This window comes from Mesobacillus sp. S13 (assembly GCF_020422885.1).
Lineage (GTDB): Bacteria > Bacillota > Bacilli > Bacillales > Cytobacillaceae > Mesobacillus > Mesobacillus selenatarsenatis_A.
The window spans coordinates 3,074,316-3,095,229 of sequence record NZ_CP084622.1 but is presented as its reverse complement, the minus strand read 5'-3'; the positions used below and the strand labels follow the sequence as shown (position 1 = coordinate 3,095,229).

At 42.6% G+C, this 20,914-nt stretch carries 21 protein-coding genes; all 21 read left to right on the top strand.

What is annotated here, in order from left to right; all coding sequences use genetic code 11:
* Nucleotides 1-181: 181 nt before the first annotated feature.
* The 21 genes from der to LGO15_RS15745 all read left to right on the top strand — a co-directional run bounded on the left by der (nt 182) and on the right by LGO15_RS15745 (nt 20,897).
* Nucleotides 182-1,492, top strand: coding sequence for a ribosome biogenesis GTPase Der (der, locus tag LGO15_RS15845; protein ID WP_167831378.1), 1,311 nt, complete (start codon nt 182-184; stop codon nt 1,490-1,492).
* 19 nt (nt 1,493-1,511) lie between these two features.
* Nucleotides 1,512-2,558 (top strand): NAD(P)H-dependent glycerol-3-phosphate dehydrogenase, encoded by a 1,047-nt coding sequence (locus LGO15_RS15840; protein WP_226085244.1) that lies wholly within the window; start codon nt 1,512-1,514, stop codon nt 2,556-2,558.
* A 250-nt stretch (nt 2,559-2,808) separates the two neighbouring features.
* A complete protein-coding gene (locus LGO15_RS15835) occupies nt 2,809-3,009 on the top strand; it encodes a DUF2768 domain-containing protein (protein WP_167831376.1) in 201 nt (66 codons plus the stop codon).
* A gap of 27 nt (nt 3,010-3,036) precedes the next feature.
* Nucleotides 3,037-3,750, top strand: coding sequence for a hypothetical protein (locus LGO15_RS15830; RefSeq protein ID WP_167831375.1), 714 nt, complete (start codon nt 3,037-3,039; stop codon nt 3,748-3,750).
* Nucleotides 3,751-4,036: 286 nt separating this feature from the next.
* Complete coding sequence (gene spoIVA / locus LGO15_RS15825; RefSeq protein WP_167831374.1) at nt 4,037-5,515, top strand: stage IV sporulation protein A; 1,479 nt, start codon at nt 4,037-4,039, stop codon at nt 5,513-5,515.
* A gap of 501 nt (nt 5,516-6,016) precedes the next feature.
* Nucleotides 6,017-6,289 (top strand): HU family DNA-binding protein, encoded by a 273-nt coding sequence (locus LGO15_RS15820; protein ID WP_023627533.1) that lies wholly within the window; start codon nt 6,017-6,019, stop codon nt 6,287-6,289.
* Nucleotides 6,290-6,481: 192 nt separating this feature from the next.
* On the top strand, nt 6,482-7,048 hold the full coding sequence (gene folE / locus LGO15_RS15815; protein ID WP_167831373.1) for a GTP cyclohydrolase I FolE: 567 nt from the start codon (nt 6,482-6,484) through the stop codon (nt 7,046-7,048).
* Nucleotides 7,049-7,194: 146 nt separating this feature from the next.
* On the top strand, nt 7,195-7,428 hold the full coding sequence (mtrB, locus tag LGO15_RS15810) for a trp RNA-binding attenuation protein MtrB (RefSeq protein WP_226085243.1): 234 nt from the start codon (nt 7,195-7,197) through the stop codon (nt 7,426-7,428).
* Nucleotides 7,429-7,693: 265 nt separating this feature from the next.
* Nucleotides 7,694-8,530 (top strand): heptaprenyl diphosphate synthase component 1, encoded by an 837-nt coding sequence (locus LGO15_RS15805; protein ID WP_226085242.1) that lies wholly within the window; start codon nt 7,694-7,696, stop codon nt 8,528-8,530.
* 4 nt (nt 8,531-8,534) lie between these two features.
* Nucleotides 8,535-9,236, top strand: coding sequence for a demethylmenaquinone methyltransferase (locus tag LGO15_RS15800; protein WP_167831371.1), 702 nt, complete (start codon nt 8,535-8,537; stop codon nt 9,234-9,236).
* Nucleotides 9,237-9,584: 348 nt separating this feature from the next.
* Nucleotides 9,585-10,547 carry a heptaprenyl diphosphate synthase component II gene (gene hepT / locus LGO15_RS15795; protein ID WP_226085241.1) on the top strand — a complete coding sequence of 321 codons (963 nt, stop codon included), beginning with the start codon at nt 9,585-9,587 and terminating at the stop codon, nt 10,545-10,547.
* A 91-nt stretch (nt 10,548-10,638) separates the two neighbouring features.
* Nucleotides 10,639-11,085: a nucleoside-diphosphate kinase gene (gene ndk, locus LGO15_RS15790; RefSeq protein ID WP_226085240.1), complete on the top strand. Its 447-nt coding sequence runs from the start codon at nt 10,639-10,641 to the stop codon at nt 11,083-11,085.
* Nucleotides 11,086-11,255: 170 nt separating this feature from the next.
* Complete coding sequence (locus LGO15_RS15785; protein WP_226087914.1) at nt 11,256-12,029, top strand: CheR family methyltransferase; 774 nt, start codon at nt 11,256-11,258, stop codon at nt 12,027-12,029.
* Nucleotides 12,030-12,275: 246 nt separating this feature from the next.
* The gene (gene aroC / locus LGO15_RS15780) at nt 12,276-13,448 is read left to right on the top strand and encodes a chorismate synthase (RefSeq protein WP_226085239.1); all 1,173 of its coding nucleotides are present in this window, start codon (nt 12,276-12,278) and stop codon (nt 13,446-13,448) included.
* A gap of 1 nt (nt 13,449) precedes the next feature.
* Nucleotides 13,450-14,544 (top strand): 3-dehydroquinate synthase, encoded by a 1,095-nt coding sequence (gene aroB / locus LGO15_RS15775; protein WP_226085238.1) that lies wholly within the window; start codon nt 13,450-13,452, stop codon nt 14,542-14,544.
* Nucleotides 14,537-14,893 carry a chorismate mutase gene (aroH, locus tag LGO15_RS15770; protein ID WP_226085237.1) on the top strand — a complete coding sequence of 119 codons (357 nt, stop codon included), beginning with the start codon at nt 14,537-14,539 and terminating at the stop codon, nt 14,891-14,893. Before aroB ends, aroH begins: the two co-directional genes overlap by 8 nt.
* A 107-nt stretch (nt 14,894-15,000) precedes the next feature.
* On the top strand, nt 15,001-16,104 hold the full coding sequence (gene hisC, locus LGO15_RS15765; RefSeq protein WP_226085236.1) for a histidinol-phosphate transaminase: 1,104 nt from the start codon (nt 15,001-15,003) through the stop codon (nt 16,102-16,104).
* Nucleotides 16,105-16,117: 13 nt separating this feature from the next.
* A complete protein-coding gene (locus LGO15_RS15760; RefSeq protein WP_226085235.1) occupies nt 16,118-17,224 on the top strand; it encodes a prephenate dehydrogenase in 1,107 nt (368 codons plus the stop codon).
* Nucleotides 17,225-17,241: 17 nt separating this feature from the next.
* Nucleotides 17,242-18,534, top strand: a complete 1,293-nt coding sequence (aroA, locus tag LGO15_RS15755; protein ID WP_226085234.1) for a 3-phosphoshikimate 1-carboxyvinyltransferase — start codon at nt 17,242-17,244, stop codon at nt 18,532-18,534.
* 140 nt (nt 18,535-18,674) lie between these two features.
* Nucleotides 18,675-19,580, top strand: coding sequence for a hypothetical protein (locus LGO15_RS15750; protein ID WP_226085233.1), 906 nt, complete (start codon nt 18,675-18,677; stop codon nt 19,578-19,580).
* 51 nt (nt 19,581-19,631) lie between these two features.
* A complete protein-coding gene (locus LGO15_RS15745; RefSeq protein ID WP_167831361.1) occupies nt 19,632-20,897 on the top strand; it encodes a tetratricopeptide repeat protein in 1,266 nt (421 codons plus the stop codon).
* The last annotated feature ends 17 nt before the right edge of the window (nt 20,898-20,914 follow it).

Below are 20,914 nucleotides of genomic sequence, written 5' to 3'. Positions count from 1 at the left end.
CATCTTTTGATAAACTGATTAAGCCAGACCCTTCTGTATACCAAGAAGGGTTTATTTTATAAGTGTCTTCCTTTGGATGATATTAAATTAATGATGAAAACTAAAAATATCGGGTTTGACATTGTTATGGCCCAGGTCCTGGACCTGCACACTAATAGAATTTTTTGAAAGGGTGATGTTCATGACGAAACCAGTGGTAGCTATCGTTGGACGTCCGAATGTCGGCAAGTCTACGATTTTTAACCGAATCGTTGGTGAACGTATTTCGATCGTTGAAGATATTCCTGGAGTAACGAGGGATCGTATATACAGTTCAGCTGAATGGCTGACGCATGATTTTAATATTATTGACACTGGTGGTATTGATTTGGGGGACGAGCCGTTTCTGGACCAAATCCGCCAGCAGGCTGAAATTGCCATTGATGAGGCAGATGTAATTATTTTCCTTGTTAACGGCAGAGAGGGTGTAACAGCGGCTGATGAGGAAGTCGCAAAGATTCTTTATCGTTCTAACAAGCCAGTAGTCCTTGCGGTTAATAAGATTGACAATCCAGAAATGAGAGACATGATTTACGACTTTTATGCTCTTGGATTTGGAGAGCCATTCCCGATCTCTGGTTCTCACGGATTGGGTCTAGGTGATCTGCTGGATGAGGCAGCTAAGCATTTTCCAAAGGAGAAGGAAGACGAATATGATAAAGATGCGATTAAGTTTTCCTTGATCGGCCGCCCGAATGTTGGGAAGTCTTCATTAGTGAATGCGATTCTTGGGGAAGACCGCGTCATTGTAAGCGATATAGCGGGAACGACGAGAGACGCGATTGATTCGCAAGTAACTTACGATGGTCAAAAATATGTGATCATTGATACCGCCGGTATGCGCAAAAAAGGAAAAGTATATGAAACGACCGAAAAATACAGTGTTTTAAGAGCCTTAAGGGCAATCGAGCGTTCAGATGTCGTCCTTGTTGTCATAAATGCCGAAGAAGGCATCATCGAACAGGATAAGCATATTGCCGGGTATGCCGAGGAAGCTGGCCGTGCAGTCATTATCGTTGTCAACAAGTGGGATGCCATCGAAAAAGACGAAAAGACAATGAAGGAATATGAAGAAAAAATCCGTGCTCACTTCCAATTCCTGAGTTATGCTCCTATTGTTTTCTTATCGGCCAAAACAAAGAAAAGAATTCACACATTGATGCCGATGATTGATATGGCAAGTGAAAACCATGCGATGAGGGTGCAGACCAATATCCTGAATGAGGTCGTCATGGATGCAGTTGCGATGAATCCAACTCCTACAGACAAAGGGAAAAGGCTGAAGATTTATTATGCGACCCAGGTGTCGGTAAAGCCGCCTACATTTGTTGTCTTTGTCAATGAACCAGAATTAATGCATTTTTCTTATGAGCGATTCCTTGAAAACAGGATCAGGGATGCCTTTGATTTCACAGGCACACCAATCAAGATATTTGCGAGACAAAGAAAATAAGGTAAAGGTTGTGGTTTAAATGGAAAGGAAGAGTGAGAAAGTAGCGGTTCTTGGGGCCGGGAGCTGGGGAACAGCCTTGGCTATGGTCCTTGCCGATAATGGTCATGAAGTTCATCTTTGGGGACACAATCCAGTGCAAATTGATGAAATCAATCTCCACCATACCAACAAGAAATATCTTCCTGAAATTACTTTGCCTGCAACCATCAATGGGCATTCTTCGCTACAAGAGTCCTTGGCTGGCATCAAAACAGTGATTTTGGCGGTACCTACAAAAGCAATCCGTGAAGTAATCAGGAAGATGATTGAGGTTACTTCCGGACCTCTGGTCATTGTCCACGTCAGCAAAGGGATTGAACCTGACTCCTTGCTGCGTATTTCTGAAATGATAGAAGAGGAAATGCCTGAGGACTTGTTAGAAAGTGTTGTAGTTTTATCCGGCCCAAGCCATGCCGAGGAGGTAAGCCTGCGCCACCCTACAACGGTTACTGTATCTTCGAAAAACATGGGAGCAGCTGAAAAAATTCAGGACCTGTTCATCAATAATAACTTTAGAGTTTACACGAATCCAGATTTGATTGGTGTGGAAATTGGCGGGGCACTTAAGAATATCATTGCTCTTGCTGCCGGTATTTCAGATGGATTAGGTTATGGTGATAATGCCAAAGCCGCTTTGATTACCAGGGGTCTAGCGGAGATTGCCCGCCTGGGTGTCAAAATGGGAGCAAGTCCATTGACTTTTTCTGGTTTGACCGGAATCGGGGATCTGATTGTTACATGTACAAGTGTCCATTCCAGGAACTGGCGGGCAGGAAACCTGCTTGGTAAAGGCCAGAACCTTGAGGAAGTCCTTGAGAACATGGGAATGGTCGTAGAAGGAGTACGTACAACGAAGGCTGCTTATCAGCTCGCAGAAAAGTACGGAGTCAATATGCCGATTACGAATGCGCTATACAGCATTCTATTCAATGACGTCAATCCAAAGGACGCTGTTGATGGGCTGATGTCGAGGGAAAAAACTCACGAGATGGAAGATCTGGCTGACATTCTTGGCGGGAAAATCTGACTGTAAAAATTTTTAATGAATAATGTTGCTAATATGGGCATTCGAGGATGCGATTTCTCTCATGCTTGCATAAGATGCAACGAAGCAAACTGGTGGTTTGAACTGGGTGTTAGGGTATTTAGTCATGTAGGCTGAGGTAAAGTTGTCCGCCCCTTCTTTACCTCAGCTTTTTTTGCTTTTATTTAGGTTTATTTGCACTCACGTTTGCACCTTGTGGTATAATACTTCTCGGAAAAGGGAGGGGTTTATTGTGTCACCCGCATTATTGAAGATGTATATTTCTTTTGTTGGTATGGGCAGTATGATATTGTCTTTGTTTGCCATATACCTAAGCCGCTATAAGTTAAAAGGCTTCTTCAAGATAGCCACAGCAATCATTGCTTACATATTGATGATTATCGCAGGGCTGATCATTTTCTTTGTCGTTTTCAGCGGCCCGACGAGCGAATAAAATACATAGGATTAAGGGTTGGGATCAATGAAAAAAATCCGATTTTATTTGTCAGTCATCATGGTTTTGTTTACATTGACTGGCTGTATGTATCCGGAAGAAAAGCTTGTACAGAATCAGGTACCCTATAAGGACCAATTAGACAGTGTCCAGTCAGCAGTTGATCAGTACAAGGAAGCAAATGGCGGCTTGCTGCCAATTAAGACGAAGCATGCAGAAACACCGATTTATCAAAAGTATCCAATAGATTTTAAGAAAATCGTTCCGAGATTTATCGCTGAGGCCCCTGGCAATGCTTATGAAAATGGCGGCTTGTTTCAATATGTCCTTGTAGATGCGGAAACAAATCCTACAGTGAAGCTCCTCGATTTGAGGATGGCAGAGACAATTCGTGAGATAAAGATGAGAATCAATGCATCTGGATACCCTCCTTTCAAGGAAAGGATTGCAGAAAATCTGTACACTCTCGATTTCAAAAAGATTGGCTATAAAAAGGAGCCTGTAGTGGTAAGCCCGTTTACAAACCAGAATCTGCATTTTATCATCTCTGCTGATGGGGAAATATATGTGGATTACCGAAGTGATCTCTACCAGGCTATTCAATCTTCAAAAAAAGAACTTGAAGAGGGTGAGGATATACGTGATATCCTCGTAGATAATTCTATGTTCGTACCAGCCTATTCTTTGCCTTATTCCATAGATAAGGAGACCAATGAACCGGTCTTTTTGGTCAAGGACTAAAGCGGGTGCATGCCGGCGACTGAGCTCTAGCGCATTTCTAATAAATTTGTCATAACCCTGCTTCTGCAAAATATATTGTAGAAGCAGGGTTTTTTTACCTTAAAAAAGATATCAATTGTTCTCATATATGGGAATTGAAGGATTCTTTTGTGAAATCAAAATTAAGGGGGTAAAAAAATAAAAAATTGTCATATTGATATAGGACAACATCATAAATATATACTGTCCCAGATTACTAATTTGGATGAATTTATTCCCACTAACTCTATGATCGGGAGGGGATCACTTGGAAAAGGTAGATATTTTTAAGGATATCGCCGAGAGAACGGGCGGCGATATTTACCTGGGGGTTGTAGGTGCGGTCCGCACTGGAAAATCCACTTTTATTAAGAAATTTATGGAGCTGGTGGTTTTACCTAATATCAATAATGAGGCCGATAGAGCCAGAGCGCTTGATGAGCTGCCGCAAAGTGCAGCAGGTAAAACGATTATGACGACTGAACCAAAATTCGTGCCTAACCAGGCAGCATCTGTACATGTGGATGAAGGCCTGGATGTAAATATCAGGCTCGTAGATTGTGTTGGGTATACAGTTCCAGGAGCAAAGGGCTATGAGGATGAGAATGGACCGAGGATGATCAACACGCCTTGGTATGAGGAGCCAATCCCTTTCCATGAAGCAGCTGAAATTGGAACAAGGAAGGTTATCCAAGAACATTCCACACTTGGCGTCGTCATCACGACGGATGGGACAATTGGGGAAATCCCAAGACAAGATTACATTGAAGCAGAAGAAAGAGTGATTGAAGAACTCAAGGAAGTCGGCAAGCCGTTCATTATGGTTGTGAACAGTGCACAGCCTTACCATCCAAACACAGAAACATTGCGTGCCCAGTTAGCGGATAAATACGATATCCCGGTACTGGCAATGAGTGTAGAAAGCATGCGTGAATCTGATGTGATGAGTGTCATGAGGGAAGCGTTGTATGAATTCCCTGTGCTTGAAGTGAACGTCAACCTGCCAAGCTGGGTGATGGTCCTCAGGGAGAATCACTGGCTGCGTGAAAGCTACCAGGAAGCTGTCAAGGAGACAGTGAAGGACATTAAGAGGCTGCGCGATGTAGACAGGGTCGTCCACCAATTCAGTGACTTTGAATACATTGACAGGGCTGGCCTTGCAGGAATTGAAATGGGCCAGGGTGTGGCCGAAATCGACTTGTATGCTCCAGACGACCTTTACGACGAAATCTTGAAAGAAATCGTGGGCGTCGAGATACGTGGTAAGGATCATTTACTTGAGCTAATGCAAGAGTTCGCTTATGCAAAAACAGAGTTTGACCAAATTTCTGATGCACTTAAAATGGTTAAACAGACAGGATATGGCATTGCTTCACCTTCATTGACGGATATGAGCCTGGAAGAGCCAGAAATTATCCGCCAGGGATCGCGTTTCGGAGTCCGTTTAAGGGCGGTAGCTCCATCAATCCATATGATCAAAGTGGACGTCGAATCAGAATTCTCGCCTATCATCGGCACAGAAAAACAAAGTGAAGAGCTTGTTCGCTATCTGATGCAGGATTTTGAAGATGATCCGCTGTCAATCTGGAATTCGGATATCTTTGGCAGAAGCCTGAGTTCAATCGTCAGGGAAGGAATTTCGGCTAAATTGAGCTTGATGCCTGAAAATGCACGTTATAAATTAAAAGAGACGCTGGAAAGAATCATCAACGAAGGTTCCGGTGGATTAATAGCAATCATATTATAATGGGACTCCTTTTGGGAGTCTTTTTGTTTGTCTTGCAAAAGGTTAATATCCTTACTCAATTTCTTTTTTGGGCATTATTGCTCTTCTAATATAACTTACTAGTCGTGAAAATATAAGGGGATTCCTTGAAACTTGCTTTAAAATCCAGGATAAAAGACTTAAAGTTCAATATATCATGTTTGGTCGAACCAGTTCCGGGTAATGAATTAGGGTCAACATATTACAAATATGTTTCAAAGAAGAAAAGATTCCCATTATTTCTTGAAATTATCTTGATAAGAGGAAAACATTATGATAATCTTTTAACAGAATTAGCGTTGCTGCTTAAAAACCCTTATATAACAGGGTTTTAAGCGATTTTAGGTTTCTTTATCCTAGTTTTTTGCAAACTTAGATAAAAAATCTATCAACAACGTATAGAATTCACATGTTTTGTTTAGAAATGTAGTTAAGATGCTTAATTTCTGAGCAATGGGATCTCTTTGGGAGGAGGTGAATGGCATGAACAAAACAGAACTTATCAATGCAGTTGCGGAAGCGAGCGAGCTTTCTAAGAAAGATGCAACAAAAGCAGTTGACGCTGTTTTTGATTCAATCTTAAATGCATTAAAAGATGGGGACAAAGTACAATTAATCGGTTTTGGTAACTTCGAAGTTCGTGAGCGCGCAGCCCGTAAAGGCCGCAACCCACAAACTGGTGATGAAATCGAAATCTCTGCAAGCAAGGTGCCTGCTTTCAAACCAGGTAAAGCACTTAAGGATGCAGTGAAATAATTACATACGACGCACTGAGCGTATGCTAAACCCTAAAGGCCGCGACCTATTCGCGGTCTTTTTTCTTTGAAGTTGAATATTAAGTTTTGCCTGCCGAGAATTGGTTATGCTAAGATGAAAATATTATAATCTAATAGTTGTTTAACTATGCAGGATTATGATGAGATTGATGGATCATAGGAGGAAACGCAGATGACAAACGTCAATCGTGCCCAGATCGAAGAAGCGGTACGTTTAATATTAGAAGCAGTCGGTGAAGATCCTAACAGGGAAGGCTTGCTGGATACTCCCAAGCGGGTCGCAAAGATGTATGAAGAAGTTTTCTCAGGGTTGAATCAAGATCCGAAAGAATATTTTGAAACGATTTTTGGCGAAGACCACGAGGAGCTGGTTTTGGTCAAAGATATCCCTTTCTATTCTATGTGTGAACATCATCTAGTACCTTTCTTTGGCAAGGCGCATGTCGCTTACATTCCACGAGGCGGCAAGGTGACAGGGCTCAGCAAGCTTGCTAGAGCGGTAGAAGCAGTGGCTAAAAGGCCTCAGCTGCAAGAAAGAATCACATCCACTATCGCGAATTCCATCATGGAAAAACTGGATCCCCATGGTGTCATGGTAGTCGTAGAAGCTGAGCATATGTGCATGACGATGAGAGGGGTCAAAAAGCCCGGCTCAAAGACAGTTACATCTGCCGTAAGAGGAACCCTCGCTGAGGATGTAAATGCTAGAGCAGAGATTCTCTCATTGATTAAAGATTAAAGAGCTTTGATAACACAATCTTAAAAAGCACATTCAAAGATGTCGAAGGCTGAAAGTATTTCTTTTAGCCTTTTGCTATATTATAAATAAACTAAGACAACGTGCTTGCCTAATACGTCATATTCTTTCTTGTTAGGGGGATAATAATGGATAAGAAACAAAGCGTCAATACGGATTATGTAGTAATCAAGGCCATCGAGGATGGTGTGAATGTAATTGGTCTTACAAGAGGGACTGATACGCGATTCCATCATTCAGAAAAGCTTGACCAGGGTGAAGTGATGATTGCGCAATTTACAGAACACACTTCGGCCATCAAAATCAGAGGGCATGCAAAAATAGTCACTCCTTTCGGTGAAATAGTAAGTGAGAAGAAGTAAATTAGTCCAAAATCAACTATTTTGTTACAAAATCAAGCTCAGTTTTTCGTAAAAAGTACTTAATTTAGAATATCACGTTCATGTTTTTACTATTTGTGATATAATTGTCACTGCCTTGGAATGTTCGGTACAATTGCAAAAATAGTTATTTAGGCGCTTTTTTTATGTCTGTAAATATAGGCCGGTTATTTGTAAATAGCAGGCTTTCAAAATAAAACAATTTATGCTCGCCGCCGGCAATCCAACATAAATAAGGGGAACAAGGGTGATTTATTTGCTAGATTTACAAAACAAATTAGATGGCACCAGAGAGCTTCTTCTCGAAAAACTTTCACATCCTTATTTGCTGGAGCATGTAGAATCTCCTTTTATCGATGATGATCGGCTCTTGTTGCTCACCTCATTGATGGAACAGAAGGAAGTCAATCAGGAGAGAGCGAAGAACTATACAGTGACCACAATGCTCCTGCAAATTGCCCTTGATACCCATGAGCAGGTCCATAACTCACAACCAGGTGAAGAGGATAAAAGCCATAAGCGCCGCCAGCTGACGGTTCTCGCCGGGATTTATTTCAGCGGCCTATATTACAAGCTGCTGGCTGATGTGGATGATATAGAAATGATCAAGCTTTTGGCTTCTGGCGTAAAAGAAGTCAATGAACAGAAAATTCTGTTGTATCAAAAAGAAGCCGAAGCAATCGATAAATTAATGGAAAGTGTAAAATTAATTGAATCGACTCTTTTAGGCAAGGTCGCTGATCATTTTGATGCAGCTGAATGGTTTGAATTCGCTTCTAATTGGCTTTTTGTCAAAAGGCTCCTATCAGAAGAAACAAGGTTCATTAATTCCGGCGGTTCACTGGTTTTCAATGCGCTGAAAAAGATTGCTCTGCCAAAAATGGACCAGAGTTCAACAGAACTTTCTTCAGAACAGCAAAAATACCTTTTAACAATTTGCACACGCTATATTGAATTTTCAATGACAAAGATCAATGCAGCGTTAAAGAAGCTGCCAGGGATGAACAACTTGCTGATGGAACGGTTAGACCTGATTGCAGGGCAGCATCAGACCATGTCTAAAAAATTCGCGGAAGAAGGGTAATGCAATGCAGCAATCGAAAGAACAACGTGTTCATGGAGTCTTTGAAAAAATCTATGAGAATTACGATCAAATGAATTCTGTCATCAGTTTTCAGCAGCATGTTAAATGGCGCAATGACACAATGAAAAAGATGAACGTCCAAAAGGGTTCCAAAGCCCTGGATGTTTGCTGCGGTACCGCTGATTGGACGATTGCGCTTGCGGAAGCTGCCGGAAAAGATGGCGAAGTGGTTGGACTTGATTTTAGCCAAAATATGCTCAAAATAGGTGAGGAGAAATTACAGGCCCGCAACTTGGACCAGGCAACTCTAATCCACGGTAATGCAATGGAACTCCCATTTGAGGATAATAGCTTTGATTATGTAACGATTGGCTTTGGTTTAAGAAATGTTCCTGATTACAATCAGGTGCTGCGTGAAATGCATAGAGTTCTTAAACCGGGCGGGATGGCAGTATGCCTCGAAACGTCCCAGCCTACAATGCCAGGCTTCAAGCAAGCATACCGTTTATATTTCAGGTTTGTGATGCCGATGTTCGGCAAACTGTTTGCTAAGAGCTATGATGAGTATTCCTGGCTTCAGGAATCCGCAAAAGACTTTCCTGGTATGAAGGAACTTGCAAAAATGTTTACGGAAGCAGGATTCGTCAATGTTGAATATAAGCCGTATAGCGGCGGGGTAGCAGCCGTGCATATCGGCCGGAAATAGATAGAGTGCATACGCTAACCAGAATGCGCCTTGTATGGCATTTCCAAATGAAAATGAAGCGGTTTTCTAGGTTGGAGGGTACCCGAGGCTGAAACTGGTTCAATTTCCCGGCTAAAACACATTGCTTGTAGATATAAAATAGACCATGGCTGCCCTTTTCTTTTTCGCTCGGCAAGGAAGGTCAGCCTGTTTTAGTTTAAGGTTATCTCTTGCAGGGACAATCACGAAAGTAACAAATTTACTAACAGAGCCTTCATAAAAGAAATCTCCTTATTGCATTGAGGCGGCGAGGGACATGCTGAAGTTGCATCAATGGATATTGAGGATGTAAAAGCTGGGTGGATTAATATGAAAATGAAGTTACTATATACATATTTGAATTCTGATTTGACATTGATAGAAAGAGAACTGGAAGAAGCGATCGAGGCAGATTCACAGCTCCTTAGACAGGCAAGTCTGCACTTGCTGAAAGCTGGCGGGAAACGGATCAGGCCCGTTTTTGTGCTCCTTGGCGGAAAATTCGGTGATTATGACATCAATACGATTAAAGATGTAGCAGTCTCCCTGGAACTGATCCATATGGCCTCCCTGGTTCATGATGATGTGATCGACGATGCTGAATTGCGTCGGGGGCAAGCGACAATCAAAGCTAAATGGGATAACAAGATTGCGATGTACACTGGAGATTATATTTTTGCCAGAGCGTTGGAGCTTATGACGGACATTAATAATCCGACTGCACACCAGATTCTCTCTGATACAATAGTCGAACTAAGTGTTGGTGAAATTGAGCAGATAAAAGATAAATACAATTTCGATCAAAATCTGCGTAATTATTTACTGCGGATCAAACGGAAGACAGCTCTTTTAATTGCCGCGAGTTGTCAGCTGGGTGCCGTGGTATCAGGAGTTCCTGAGCAGGACCATCGTAAATTGTATGAGTTTGGCTACTATGTCGGCATGTCCTTCCAGATTACGGATGACGTGCTTGATTTCACGGGGACAGAAAAAGAACTTGGGAAGCCGGCTGGCGGGGATCTTTTGCAAGGCAACGTAACGCTTCCAGTACTGTATGCAATGCAGGATGAATCGATTAAGAGCCGAATCCAGGCTGTCCATGAGGGCATGGCAAGAGAAGAGCTTAATGAAATCCTTAAGCTTGTACAGGATTCAGGAGCGATTGAAAAATCACTGGCAATCAGTGACCGTTACCTGGATAAAGCACTTGAAGTCCTTGAAGAGCTTCCATCTAATAAGGCAAAGAAGTCATTGCGTGATATCGCTAAATTCATTGGAAAACGCAAGTATTAGCAAGTTGCGAATTTTTCAAAAAAATGATACTATTTCTAAGGATTGCTTTTGTAAGCGGTTCACATACATATATGAATTAGGAGTGGAACTCATGGAAAAGACTTATTTGATGGTGAAACCTGACGGAGTACAGCGTAACCTGATTGGTGAAGTTGTAGCTCGTTTTGAAAAGAAAGGCTACCAGCTAGTTGGAGCAAAACTTATGAACATCCCTAGAGAGCTTGCTGAAGAGCATTACGGCGAACATAAAGAACGTCCATTCTTCGGTGAATTAGTAGACTTCATCACTTCAGGCCCAGTATTTGCTATGGTATGGCAGGGAGAGAATGTAATTTCTACTGCACGCCAGATGATGGGAGCAACTAACCCTAAGGATGCAGCTCCTGGAACAATCCGCGGAGACTTCGGCGTAACTGTAGGCAAGAACGTCATTCACGGATCTGACTCACCAGAAAGCGCTGAGCGTGAAATCGGACTATTCTTCAAGCAAGAAGAACTGGCTGAATACAGCAAATTGGTTAATGAGTGGGTATACTAAAATAATCCCCGGACACTTGTAAATTGCAAGTGTCCTTTTCTTTTTACGGGATCTTTTGCTCCTTGTTTGAAACAGACCGGTTTAATCATAAAAAATATCTCACTCTATATCATTTTTTTCGATATAATAAAAATGTCCAACTTTTTCTAGTACCGAGAAGGAGCAAAATGATGCTGCAAGACTATGAACAATTTATTTCGAATATCTACCAGAAGACTGGTATAAACCTTGCTCTATACAAAGAAGCGCAAATGAAAAGAAGGTTGACTTCACTCTATCAAAAGAAAGGCTACTCATCTTTCAAGGAGTTTTTTCAGGCTCTGGACAAAGACAAGCAGCTTATGAACGAATTTTTGGACCGCATGACCATCAATGTATCTGAGTTTTATAGAAACGCAAAAAGATGGGAAGTACTCGATCAATCAATCATTCCAGAGTTGTTAAGCAAAAATACAACACTTAAAACCTGGAGTGCAGCCTGTTCAACTGGGGAGGAGCCATTTACATTATCGATGGTGCTTTCAAAGCATATGCCCTTATCGAAGATACAAATCCTGGCTACCGACATTGATGAAAATGTCTTGGCAAAAGCCAAGCGCGGAGTATATTCAGAAAGGTCATTGAATGAAGCTCCAAAGGAAATGGTTAAAAAGTTCTTTCAGCAGGATGGTTCTTACTATACTGTTGGGGATGAAATCAAGAAGACTGTTACCTTTAAAAAACAAAATTTGCTCGCCGACCATTACGGAGGACCATTTGACTTAATCGTCTGCCGCAACGTCCTCATTTATTTTACCGAGGAGGCCAAGGAAAGCATTTATCAAAAATTCAGTGCAGCATTAAGGCCGGGTGGGATTTTATTTGTCGGAAGCACTGAACAAATCTTCAACCCTGGCACCTATAACTTTGAAACAGTAGATACTTTCTTTTATAGAAAGAAATAATAGGAGGAGCCGGGTACCCGAGCTCCTTCTTGTTTTGCCATTTTATAGGCCTCACGGCAAAAATGTCCTTGGAATTCCGACTGGCAGATTAGAGAGAGATTGTTTTTTTGCGAGTATATGGGCTTCGTGATAAAATGGCTTCATTCTTAAAAGGAAGAATACATATTTCGAAATTTTTAATTTATTTATTTTCACCTGTATGATATAGTAAAACAAATCCTTTAGCGAGTTGAAGGGAGAAAGTATATGAGATATTTAACGGCTGGAGAATCACATGGACCACAGCTAACAACCATTATTGAGGGGATGCCAGCAGGCGTGCCGATTATAGCAGAAGATATAAATAAAGAGCTTGCGCGCAGGCAGAAAGGCTATGGACGCGGAAGAAGGATGCAGATTGAAAAGGATCAGGTGCAGATTACATCAGGGATTCGGCATGGATATACATTAGGCTCGCCGATTGCGCTGGTTGTAGAAAATAACGATTGGAAGCATTGGACCGGGATTATGGGCCAGGAACCGCTGGATGATCTATCCTCTGATGAAGTGAAGAGGAAGATTTCACGTCCTCGTCCTGGTCATGCAGACCTAAATGGTGCGATTAAATATGGGCATCGTGATATGAGGAATGTTCTTGAACGTTCGTCTGCAAGGGAAACGACTGTCAGGGTTGCAGCAGGCGCAGCAGCAAAAAAACTTCTGTCACTGCTGGGGATCGAATTGGTGGCTCATGTTGTCGAGATAGGCGGTGTTGCAGCTGAAAAACAGGATTTCGCTACACTGGAACAGCTTAAAGAAGTAACGGAAGCTTCTCCAGTCAGATGCTTCGACCCAGATGCAGGAACGAAAATGATGGCTGCGATTGATGAAGCTAAACAAAATGGAGACTCCATTGGCGGGGTCGTCGAGGTAATTGCCGAGGGCATGCCGGCTGGAGTTGGCAGCTATGTTCATTACGACCGCAAGCTTGATGGTAAACTTGCTGCGGCCATCATGAGCATCAATGCATTCAAAGGTGTTGAAATCGGCATCGGTTTTGAAGCGGCCAGAAAGCCTGGCAGCCAGGTGCATGATGAAATAGCATGGGAAGAGGGAAGAGGATACTACCGGAAAACGAACCGGCTTGGAGGTCTGGAAGGTGGAATGACAACGGGTATGCCAATCGTTGTCCGAGGTGTTATGAAACCAATCCCGACTCTTTACAAACCGTTGATGAGTGTTGATATTGACTCCAAAGAACCTTTTGCAGCGAGTATTGAACGTTCTGATGCCTGTGCGGTACCTGCAGCTGCGGTGGTTGCGGAAAGTGTTGTTGCCTGGGAGTTAGCTTCGGCAATCGTTGATCAATTCTGTGCTGATCGATTTGAAACACTGAAAGCATCCGTCGACGAGCAGCGAAGGACTGCGAGGGAGTTTTAAGATGCAGCAAGTGGAAATCCATACAAGCACCAAAACCTATCCTGTATATATTGGAAAGGGTGCTATTCAACAATTACGGGAAATTATTCATGGTACGGAAGACCACTATACTTCGGTCATGGTCATTACTGATGAAACAGTCGCCAAACAACATTTGCAAACATTTAGAGAGCGAATCGGTCTGGAAAGAGTTTTCGAAAAGATCGTTCCGTCAGGAGAAAAAGCGAAGACCTTCGATGTTTACCATGATTGTCTTACCTCAGCGCTTGAAAATAAACTTGATCGAAAGTCGCTGATCCTCTCTTTTGGTGGCGGGGCAGTGGGAGACTTAGCAGGTTTTGTTGCCGCGACTTATATGAGGGGGATCCGTTTCATTCAAATCCCTACCACTATTCTTGCCCATGATAGTGCGGTGGGGGGCAAGGTAGCAATCAACCATCCATTAGGCAAGAATATGGTTGGGGCATTCCATCAGCCTGAGGCAGTCGTTTATGATTTGGAATACCTGAAGACACTCCCTGAAAAAGAATTGCGTTCCGGCTTTGCAGAGGTCATAAAGCATTCATTAATAAGCGATGAAAACTTCTATTGCTGGCTTATGGAAGAGATCCAGTCATTGAATGAAATGACGGATCCTCAGATGCTTGAGTTTTTGACAAGAGGCGTGCAAATCAAAGGGGCCATTGTTGCAGAGGACGAGAAGGAAAACGGCGTCCGCGCATATTTGAACTTTGGGCATACTCTTGGTCACGCTATTGAAGCAGAGGCTGGTTATGGCAAGGTGACCCATGGGGAAGCTGTTGCTATAGGAATGCTTTTTTCGCTAAAGTTAAGCACACAATTGCTTGGACTTGATTTTAATATAAAGGAAATCAAGAACTGGCTCAAAGGTCTTGGATATAAAACGTCCATTCCATCCGGTATTTCAAATGAGAGGCTGCTGGAAAGGATGAAACAGGATAAGAAAACTGTTAATGGTTCAATTCGGTTTGTTTTACTTGAGAAAGTCGGACTTCCTGCTCTCAAGGAAGTGGAGGAAGCAGTATTGTTGATGAACCTGAAGAATTTTGCGGAAGAGGGGGAGTTTGATGATTAGGGGTGTAAGGGGAGCCATTACAGTAAATGACAATGATGAACAAGAAATCATTGCTGCCACTGAAAGACTTTTAAAAGAAGCAGTATCCTCCAATGATATTTCGCCAAATGTGGTTGCTTCCATTTTAATTTCTGCTACTGATGATGTTGATGCAGCCTTCCCGGCAAGGGCATTGCGAAATTTACCTGGCTGGACCTATGTTCCGGTCATGTGCATGCAAGAATTATCTGTCCCCGGCTCGCTGCAGAAATGCATCAGAATCATGATCCATTTCAACACTGAAAAATCCCAGGAAGAGATCCGGCATGTATACCTTGAAGGAGCTGCTGGACTTAGACCGGATTTATAGAACTTTTAGTCTTTTTCTGTTGGGCCAAAAAGTGTATGATAGATATATGTCCTTTAATACTTTAATTAGATAGCGGGTTAAAGAGTAGAATAGTCGAGGTGGATAAGATGAGATGGAAAGAGCAGCTTCTAAAGCTAAAACCGTACCAGCCTGGAAAATCGATCAGTGAAGTGAAAAGGCAGTATGGTTTAACAGAGATTGTTAAACTGGCATCAAATGAGAATCCATTTGGTTCTTCAGAAAAAGTTAAAAATGTTATTGCGAACTATGCTGGGAAATTTTCAATGTATCCTGATGGATATGCAACCGAACTTCGCACTCATTTAGCAAACCATTTGGGTGTTAACGAAGGGCAGGTCATTCTAGGAAATGGATCGGATGAAATTATCCAGATGATTGCCCGTGCGCTTCTTAAACCCGGGACAAAAACCGTGATGGCTGCTCCCACATTTCCTCAATATAAACATAATGGCGTTATCGAGGGCTGTGAAATAACGGAAATCCCCTTAGTTGATGGTGCCCATGATCTGGATGGGATGGCGGCGGCCATAGACGAACGGACAACGGTTGTCTGGTTATGTTCTCCGAATAATCCAACAGGGATGTATATCACTGAAGAAGAATTGACAGCATTTATGGCAAGGGTGCCAAGCGATGTGCTCGTCGTGCTGGATGAAGCTTACTATGAATATGTGACCGCCGAAGATTATCATGATTCATTGCGGTTGCTTGATCAATATAAGAATTTAATCATCCTGAGAACTTTTTCAAAAATATACGGTCTAGCCAGCTTCAGAGTTGGATATGGAATTGCACATGAGGAAGCAATTACAGCACTTGAGCCAGTCAGGGAGCCATTTAATGTTAACTCCTTGGCACAAGCCGCGGCAATAGCAGCGGTCATGGACCAGGAATTTGTGGATGTTTGCAAAAAGGAAAACAGAGCTGGTTTAGAGCAGTTTTACCAATTTTGTGATACTGCAGGTTTGGCTTATTATCCGTCACAGGGAAACTTCATCTTGATCGATTTCAAAAAGGACGGTCAGGAGGTATTCCAATTCCTGCTTGAAAGAGGATATATTGTGCGTTCAGGTACAGCACTTGGATTTCCAACATGTGTAAGGATTACAATTGGCTCAAAAGAACAGAATCAAGGTTTAATTGAGATCATCAAAGAATTTTTGAGTGTGGATACGGTATTAAATAAATAAGGGTGTGGACGATATGGAAGGCCGCGTATTGATCATTGGGCTTGGTTTGATTGGCGGCTCTCTGGCAATGTGTATAAAAGAGGAGCATCCGAAGGCAGAACTTATCGGCTTTGATGCTGACAAAAATCAAATGGACATCGCCTTGATGCTCGGAGTCATTGACCGTGCAGCAGGCAGTATTGAAAGAGAAGCTCCCATGGCAGACTTAATCATTATAGCGACCCCGGTGCAGACTACGGGAAGCATTATTGAATGTTTGGCAGGATTGAAGCTGAAAAAAGAAGTCCTCATAACCGACACTGGCAGCACGAAGTCATATATTTCGAAGAAGGCAACTTGCCTGAGTGAAAAGGGAATAAACTTCATTGGCGGCCATCCCATGGCTGGTTCTCACAAAAGCGGTGTGGCCGCAGCCAAGAAAATCCTCTTTGAAAATGCATTCTATCTTCTTACACCTGAGACTGTGGTGAGACGTGAGACGGTAGATCGATTGAAAAAATGGCTTTCTGGCACACGAGCAAAGTTTCTCGATGTATCACCTGAAGAGCATGATTTTCTTACAGGAGTGGTCAGCCATTTCCCTCACATCATAGCTGCTTCCCTCGTCCATCAAGCGTCAAAGGCGGATGAGGGAAATCCGCTCATTAATCGTCTGGCTGCCGGCGGGTTCAGGGATATAACACGAATCGCTTCAAGCAATCCGCGGATGTGGAGAGACATTCTTCTCCAGAACCGGGAAGTCCTCATATCTTTGTTGTCCGACTGGCAGGATGAAATGGGACGGGTAAAAGAATTATTGGTTACCAATGATCGAGAGAGCATCTTTGACTTCTTTGATTCAGCCAAAAAGTTCCGGGATGGTTTGCCTGTGAGTGATAAAGGGGCAATTCCCAGCTTTTATGATTTGTTTGTAGATGTTCCTGACTATCCAGGTGTGATTTCTGAAATCACCGGATATCTAGCAGTTGAAGAGATCAGTATAACGAATATAAGAATCATTGAAACTCGTGAAGACATCTACGGCGTATTGGTGATCAGTTTCCAAACGCCCGATGACCGTGCGAGAGCTAGAGAATGTATTGGAAAAAACACAGACTATGAAATGTCTGTTGCAGAGTAGACTTAAGGAGCCGAATTATGTCAGTTAAAACTCTTTTAACAAATAGGACCTCTTTGGAGGGGCAGGTTAAAGTACCTGGGGATAAATCTATCTCACACAGAGCAGTCATGTTCGGGTCACTAGCCGAAGGAATCACAAAGATTGAAAACTTCCTGCCCGGAGAAGATTGTTTAAGCACGATTTCCTGCTTCCGGCAGCTGGGTGTTGAAATTGTCCAGAACGGAAGCGATGTGACAGTTATAGGAAAAGGTACGTCTGGGTTAAGCAAGCCTGAGGCAACGTTGTACGTCGGCAATTCCGGGACAACCATACGGCTGATGATGGGAATCCTTTCTGGCTTGTCATTTAGTTCCACTCTTGAGGGGGATGAATCGATTGCCAGAAGGCCGATGACCAGAGTGACTCTCCCGCTCGCTAAAATGGGAGCGAGGATTACAGGCAGGAATAATGGAGAATTCACCCCACTGACAGTGGAAGGCCAAAAATTAACCGGGATTACATATGAACTGCCGATAGCAAGTGCGCAGGTGAAGTCGGCGATCCTGCTTGCAGGACTTCAGGCTGAAGGTGAGACTGTAGTTGTTGAGCCAGTGAAAACACGGGACCATACAGAACGGATGATCAAGCAATTTGGCGGACAAGTCGAACGCAAGGAGGATGCCGTAAAGGTAACAGGCGGACAAATGCTTAAGGGCACGGAGATAAAGGTTCCTGGTGACATTTCCTCTGCAGCCTTTTTTCTAGTCGCGGGAGCGGTTGTTCCAGACAGTGACCTCATTCTCCGAAATGTTGGACTAAATCCAACAAGAACAGGAATAATCGATGTGCTAAAATCGATGGGAGCTGATTTCTCAATTGATCCATATGAGGGTGAATCAGCTGAACCAGCTGGAGATATAAGAATCAAATATTCAAAATTAAAAGGTACAATCATTGAAGGCGACCTGATTCCCCGCTTAATTGATGAAATCCCGGTCATTGCCCTGCTGGCAACTCAGGCCGAAGGAAAAACGGTCATTAAGGATGCAGGGGAATTGAAGGTAAAGGAAACAAATCGGATTGATACAGTAGTCAATGAACTGAAAAAAATTGGGGTAGACATAGAAGCTACAGAGGATGGCATGATCATACAAGGTCTACAAAGCCTTGACGGAGGTACTGTGTCTGCACACGGGGACCACCGGATTGGGATGATGTTATCGATCGCCGCCCTTCTATGTAAAAGGGATGTCATCCTTGAGCAAAGTGAAGCGGTCGCCGTTTCTTACCCGGGCTTTTTTGATGATTTGTATTCCTTGTTGGGAAAATAGCATAGTCTTGTTTTGGAGGAGGGCCAATCATGAGCAATGGATGGCCTTCTGTCTATTTGTACGGTAAAACCAAATAAAACTGCGTTATATTCTCTGGATTTCAGCATAGTTTGTCATAAGACCGATAAAGGAGTGGTTTTATGGCATACATTATAGAAAATGTCCACCTCATGAAAGGACAAGCCTTAACAGAGATGAATATGCTGGTAGAGGACCAGCGAATTCTATCTTCAGCGTCCAATTTTGACCGCTATAACTACATGAGGATGGATGCGGACACCTTCATAATGACCCCAACACATGTCCTCTTTGATCAAAATCTTCCTGTGAAAGAACCTTTTAAAGAGAGAAAAGAATATTACCTGAAAAATTTCATCTTCAAGGGCAGCACTGTTGTGTTCACGACAGTTAAAATCCAATTTGAACGACAGCTGGAAGAAAAGCTTAAGCAGATGAAAAGTGATTTGCTGGACAGCCCAATTGACTTTGTCCTGGGGGTCAGCATCCCTCCACGCCTTTTGAATCCTGGATTTATCCGGAAGTGCAAAAAGTTAAAAATCCCAGCGATCTTTCTGGAAATTGACGAGATGGACAACTTAAGTACGATGCCATGGGGTTGGATCAAGGAAGCACTGTTTCCATATAATTGCCCAATCATTCCACTCTTCCCTGAAAGCAAGCATAAAAAGGGAAGGCAGGTTCAGCTCAATATCTGGAGTGATTTAATGAAAAAAGAGAAGCTCCCCGCAGTGCACGATGACTTATCGAACCCGGGCCCCGTGTCAAGGTCAGTTTTAAAGAAAACGGGAATCTTCCCGGAAAAATCCAATCTGCATATTGGCGGGGAACTCAGCTATAATCTTTACAATATTAACGCTGAAACAAAACATCGTGATGAACACGGGTTGTTTTTCCAATCAAAGCATTTGGCAGTGACCGTCGATAAGGGAAAAGTAATTCGTGCAGGGAGTGAGGTTTATTATCGGCCAGGAAAGGGAGAGAATGTTATAATTAAGACACCAGGATTTTTTACAGATAATTATTAAAGGCTTTCTTGAGTTGATTGCGAAGCCTGAAGTGAAGATAGGATGAGAGAAATGATCGAAGTAAAAGAAATAACAAATTATATTGAAAATGGACAGCTTGAAAAAGCAATGGCTGCCTATAAGGAAATTCTTGAACAAGGCAGCGACGAAGAAAAATTCCTTCTTTCCGAGGAGCTATTCCGATTCGGTTTTATGGAAGAAACAGGGGCTTTGATTGAAAGTTTATTAAAGAATTATCCTGATGAAGGAGAACTCCATGTATTGCTCGCAGAAACCCAGATTGAAATGGGTAATGAGGAAGAGGCGATGCTTACCCTTGAAAGAGTAAAAGAAGATGATCCTTCTTTCCCTCAAGCGCTGCTACTATTGGCAGACCTGTATCAAATGGAAGGTCTGTTTGAGGTAAGCGAAAAGAAGCTCCATGAAGCGAAAAGGATTTTACCGGATGAGCCTGTGATTGATTTTGCACTAGGTGAGCTATATGCCCACCAGGGGAAATTGGTTGAAGCGATTCAGTATTATGAAACGGTTCTTAAGACACATGAGGAAATTGGCGGAGTGAATATCAATCAGAGATTGGCCGAAGCTTTAAGTGCGGGCGGGTCGTTTGAGGAAGCTCTCCACTTTTATGAAAAAGCGTTAGAGCAAAAACTGGAAATTAATACTTTGTTCGGATTTGCTTTCACCGCGTTGCAGGCGGGCTATAATAAAACAGCGATCGAGAAATTCGAGGAACTGAAGGCTCTTGACCCTGAATATCACTCCCTTTACCTTTATCTAGCCAAAGCCTATGAACGTGAAGAAATGGTTGAAGAAGCGTTCGAAGCTGTAAAGCAGGGAATCGATCAAGATGAATTCAATAAAGATTTATATTTTTATGGCGGCAAATTGGCCCTTAAGATTCCTGATGAAGAAGCTGCTGAAAAATTGCTTCGAGAATCAATTGCCATTGATCCTGGGTTCATGGAAGGGGTCTTGGTCCTCAATAAATTGTTTCTTAAGCAGGAACGCTATGAGGATGTACTGGAGCTGGTACGAGCAGCTGATATCCATGAAGAGGAAGAGGAACCTCAGATTTTATGGGATGAGGCAGTAGCTTACCAGCAAATTGAAGATTTTTCACAGTCATTAAACAAATACCAACTAGCATATACTTTCTTTAAAGACAACAAAGAATTTTTGACAGACTACGGATATTTTTTAATTGAAGAAGGAAAAATGGCCGACGCTGCCGAAATTTTTAGTAAGTTAGTTGAAAAAGAACCTGGCAATGAAGAATTCCGTGAGTTATTGGAACGCTTGACGGAGAATCAGTAATTTCAACAAAAAATTTG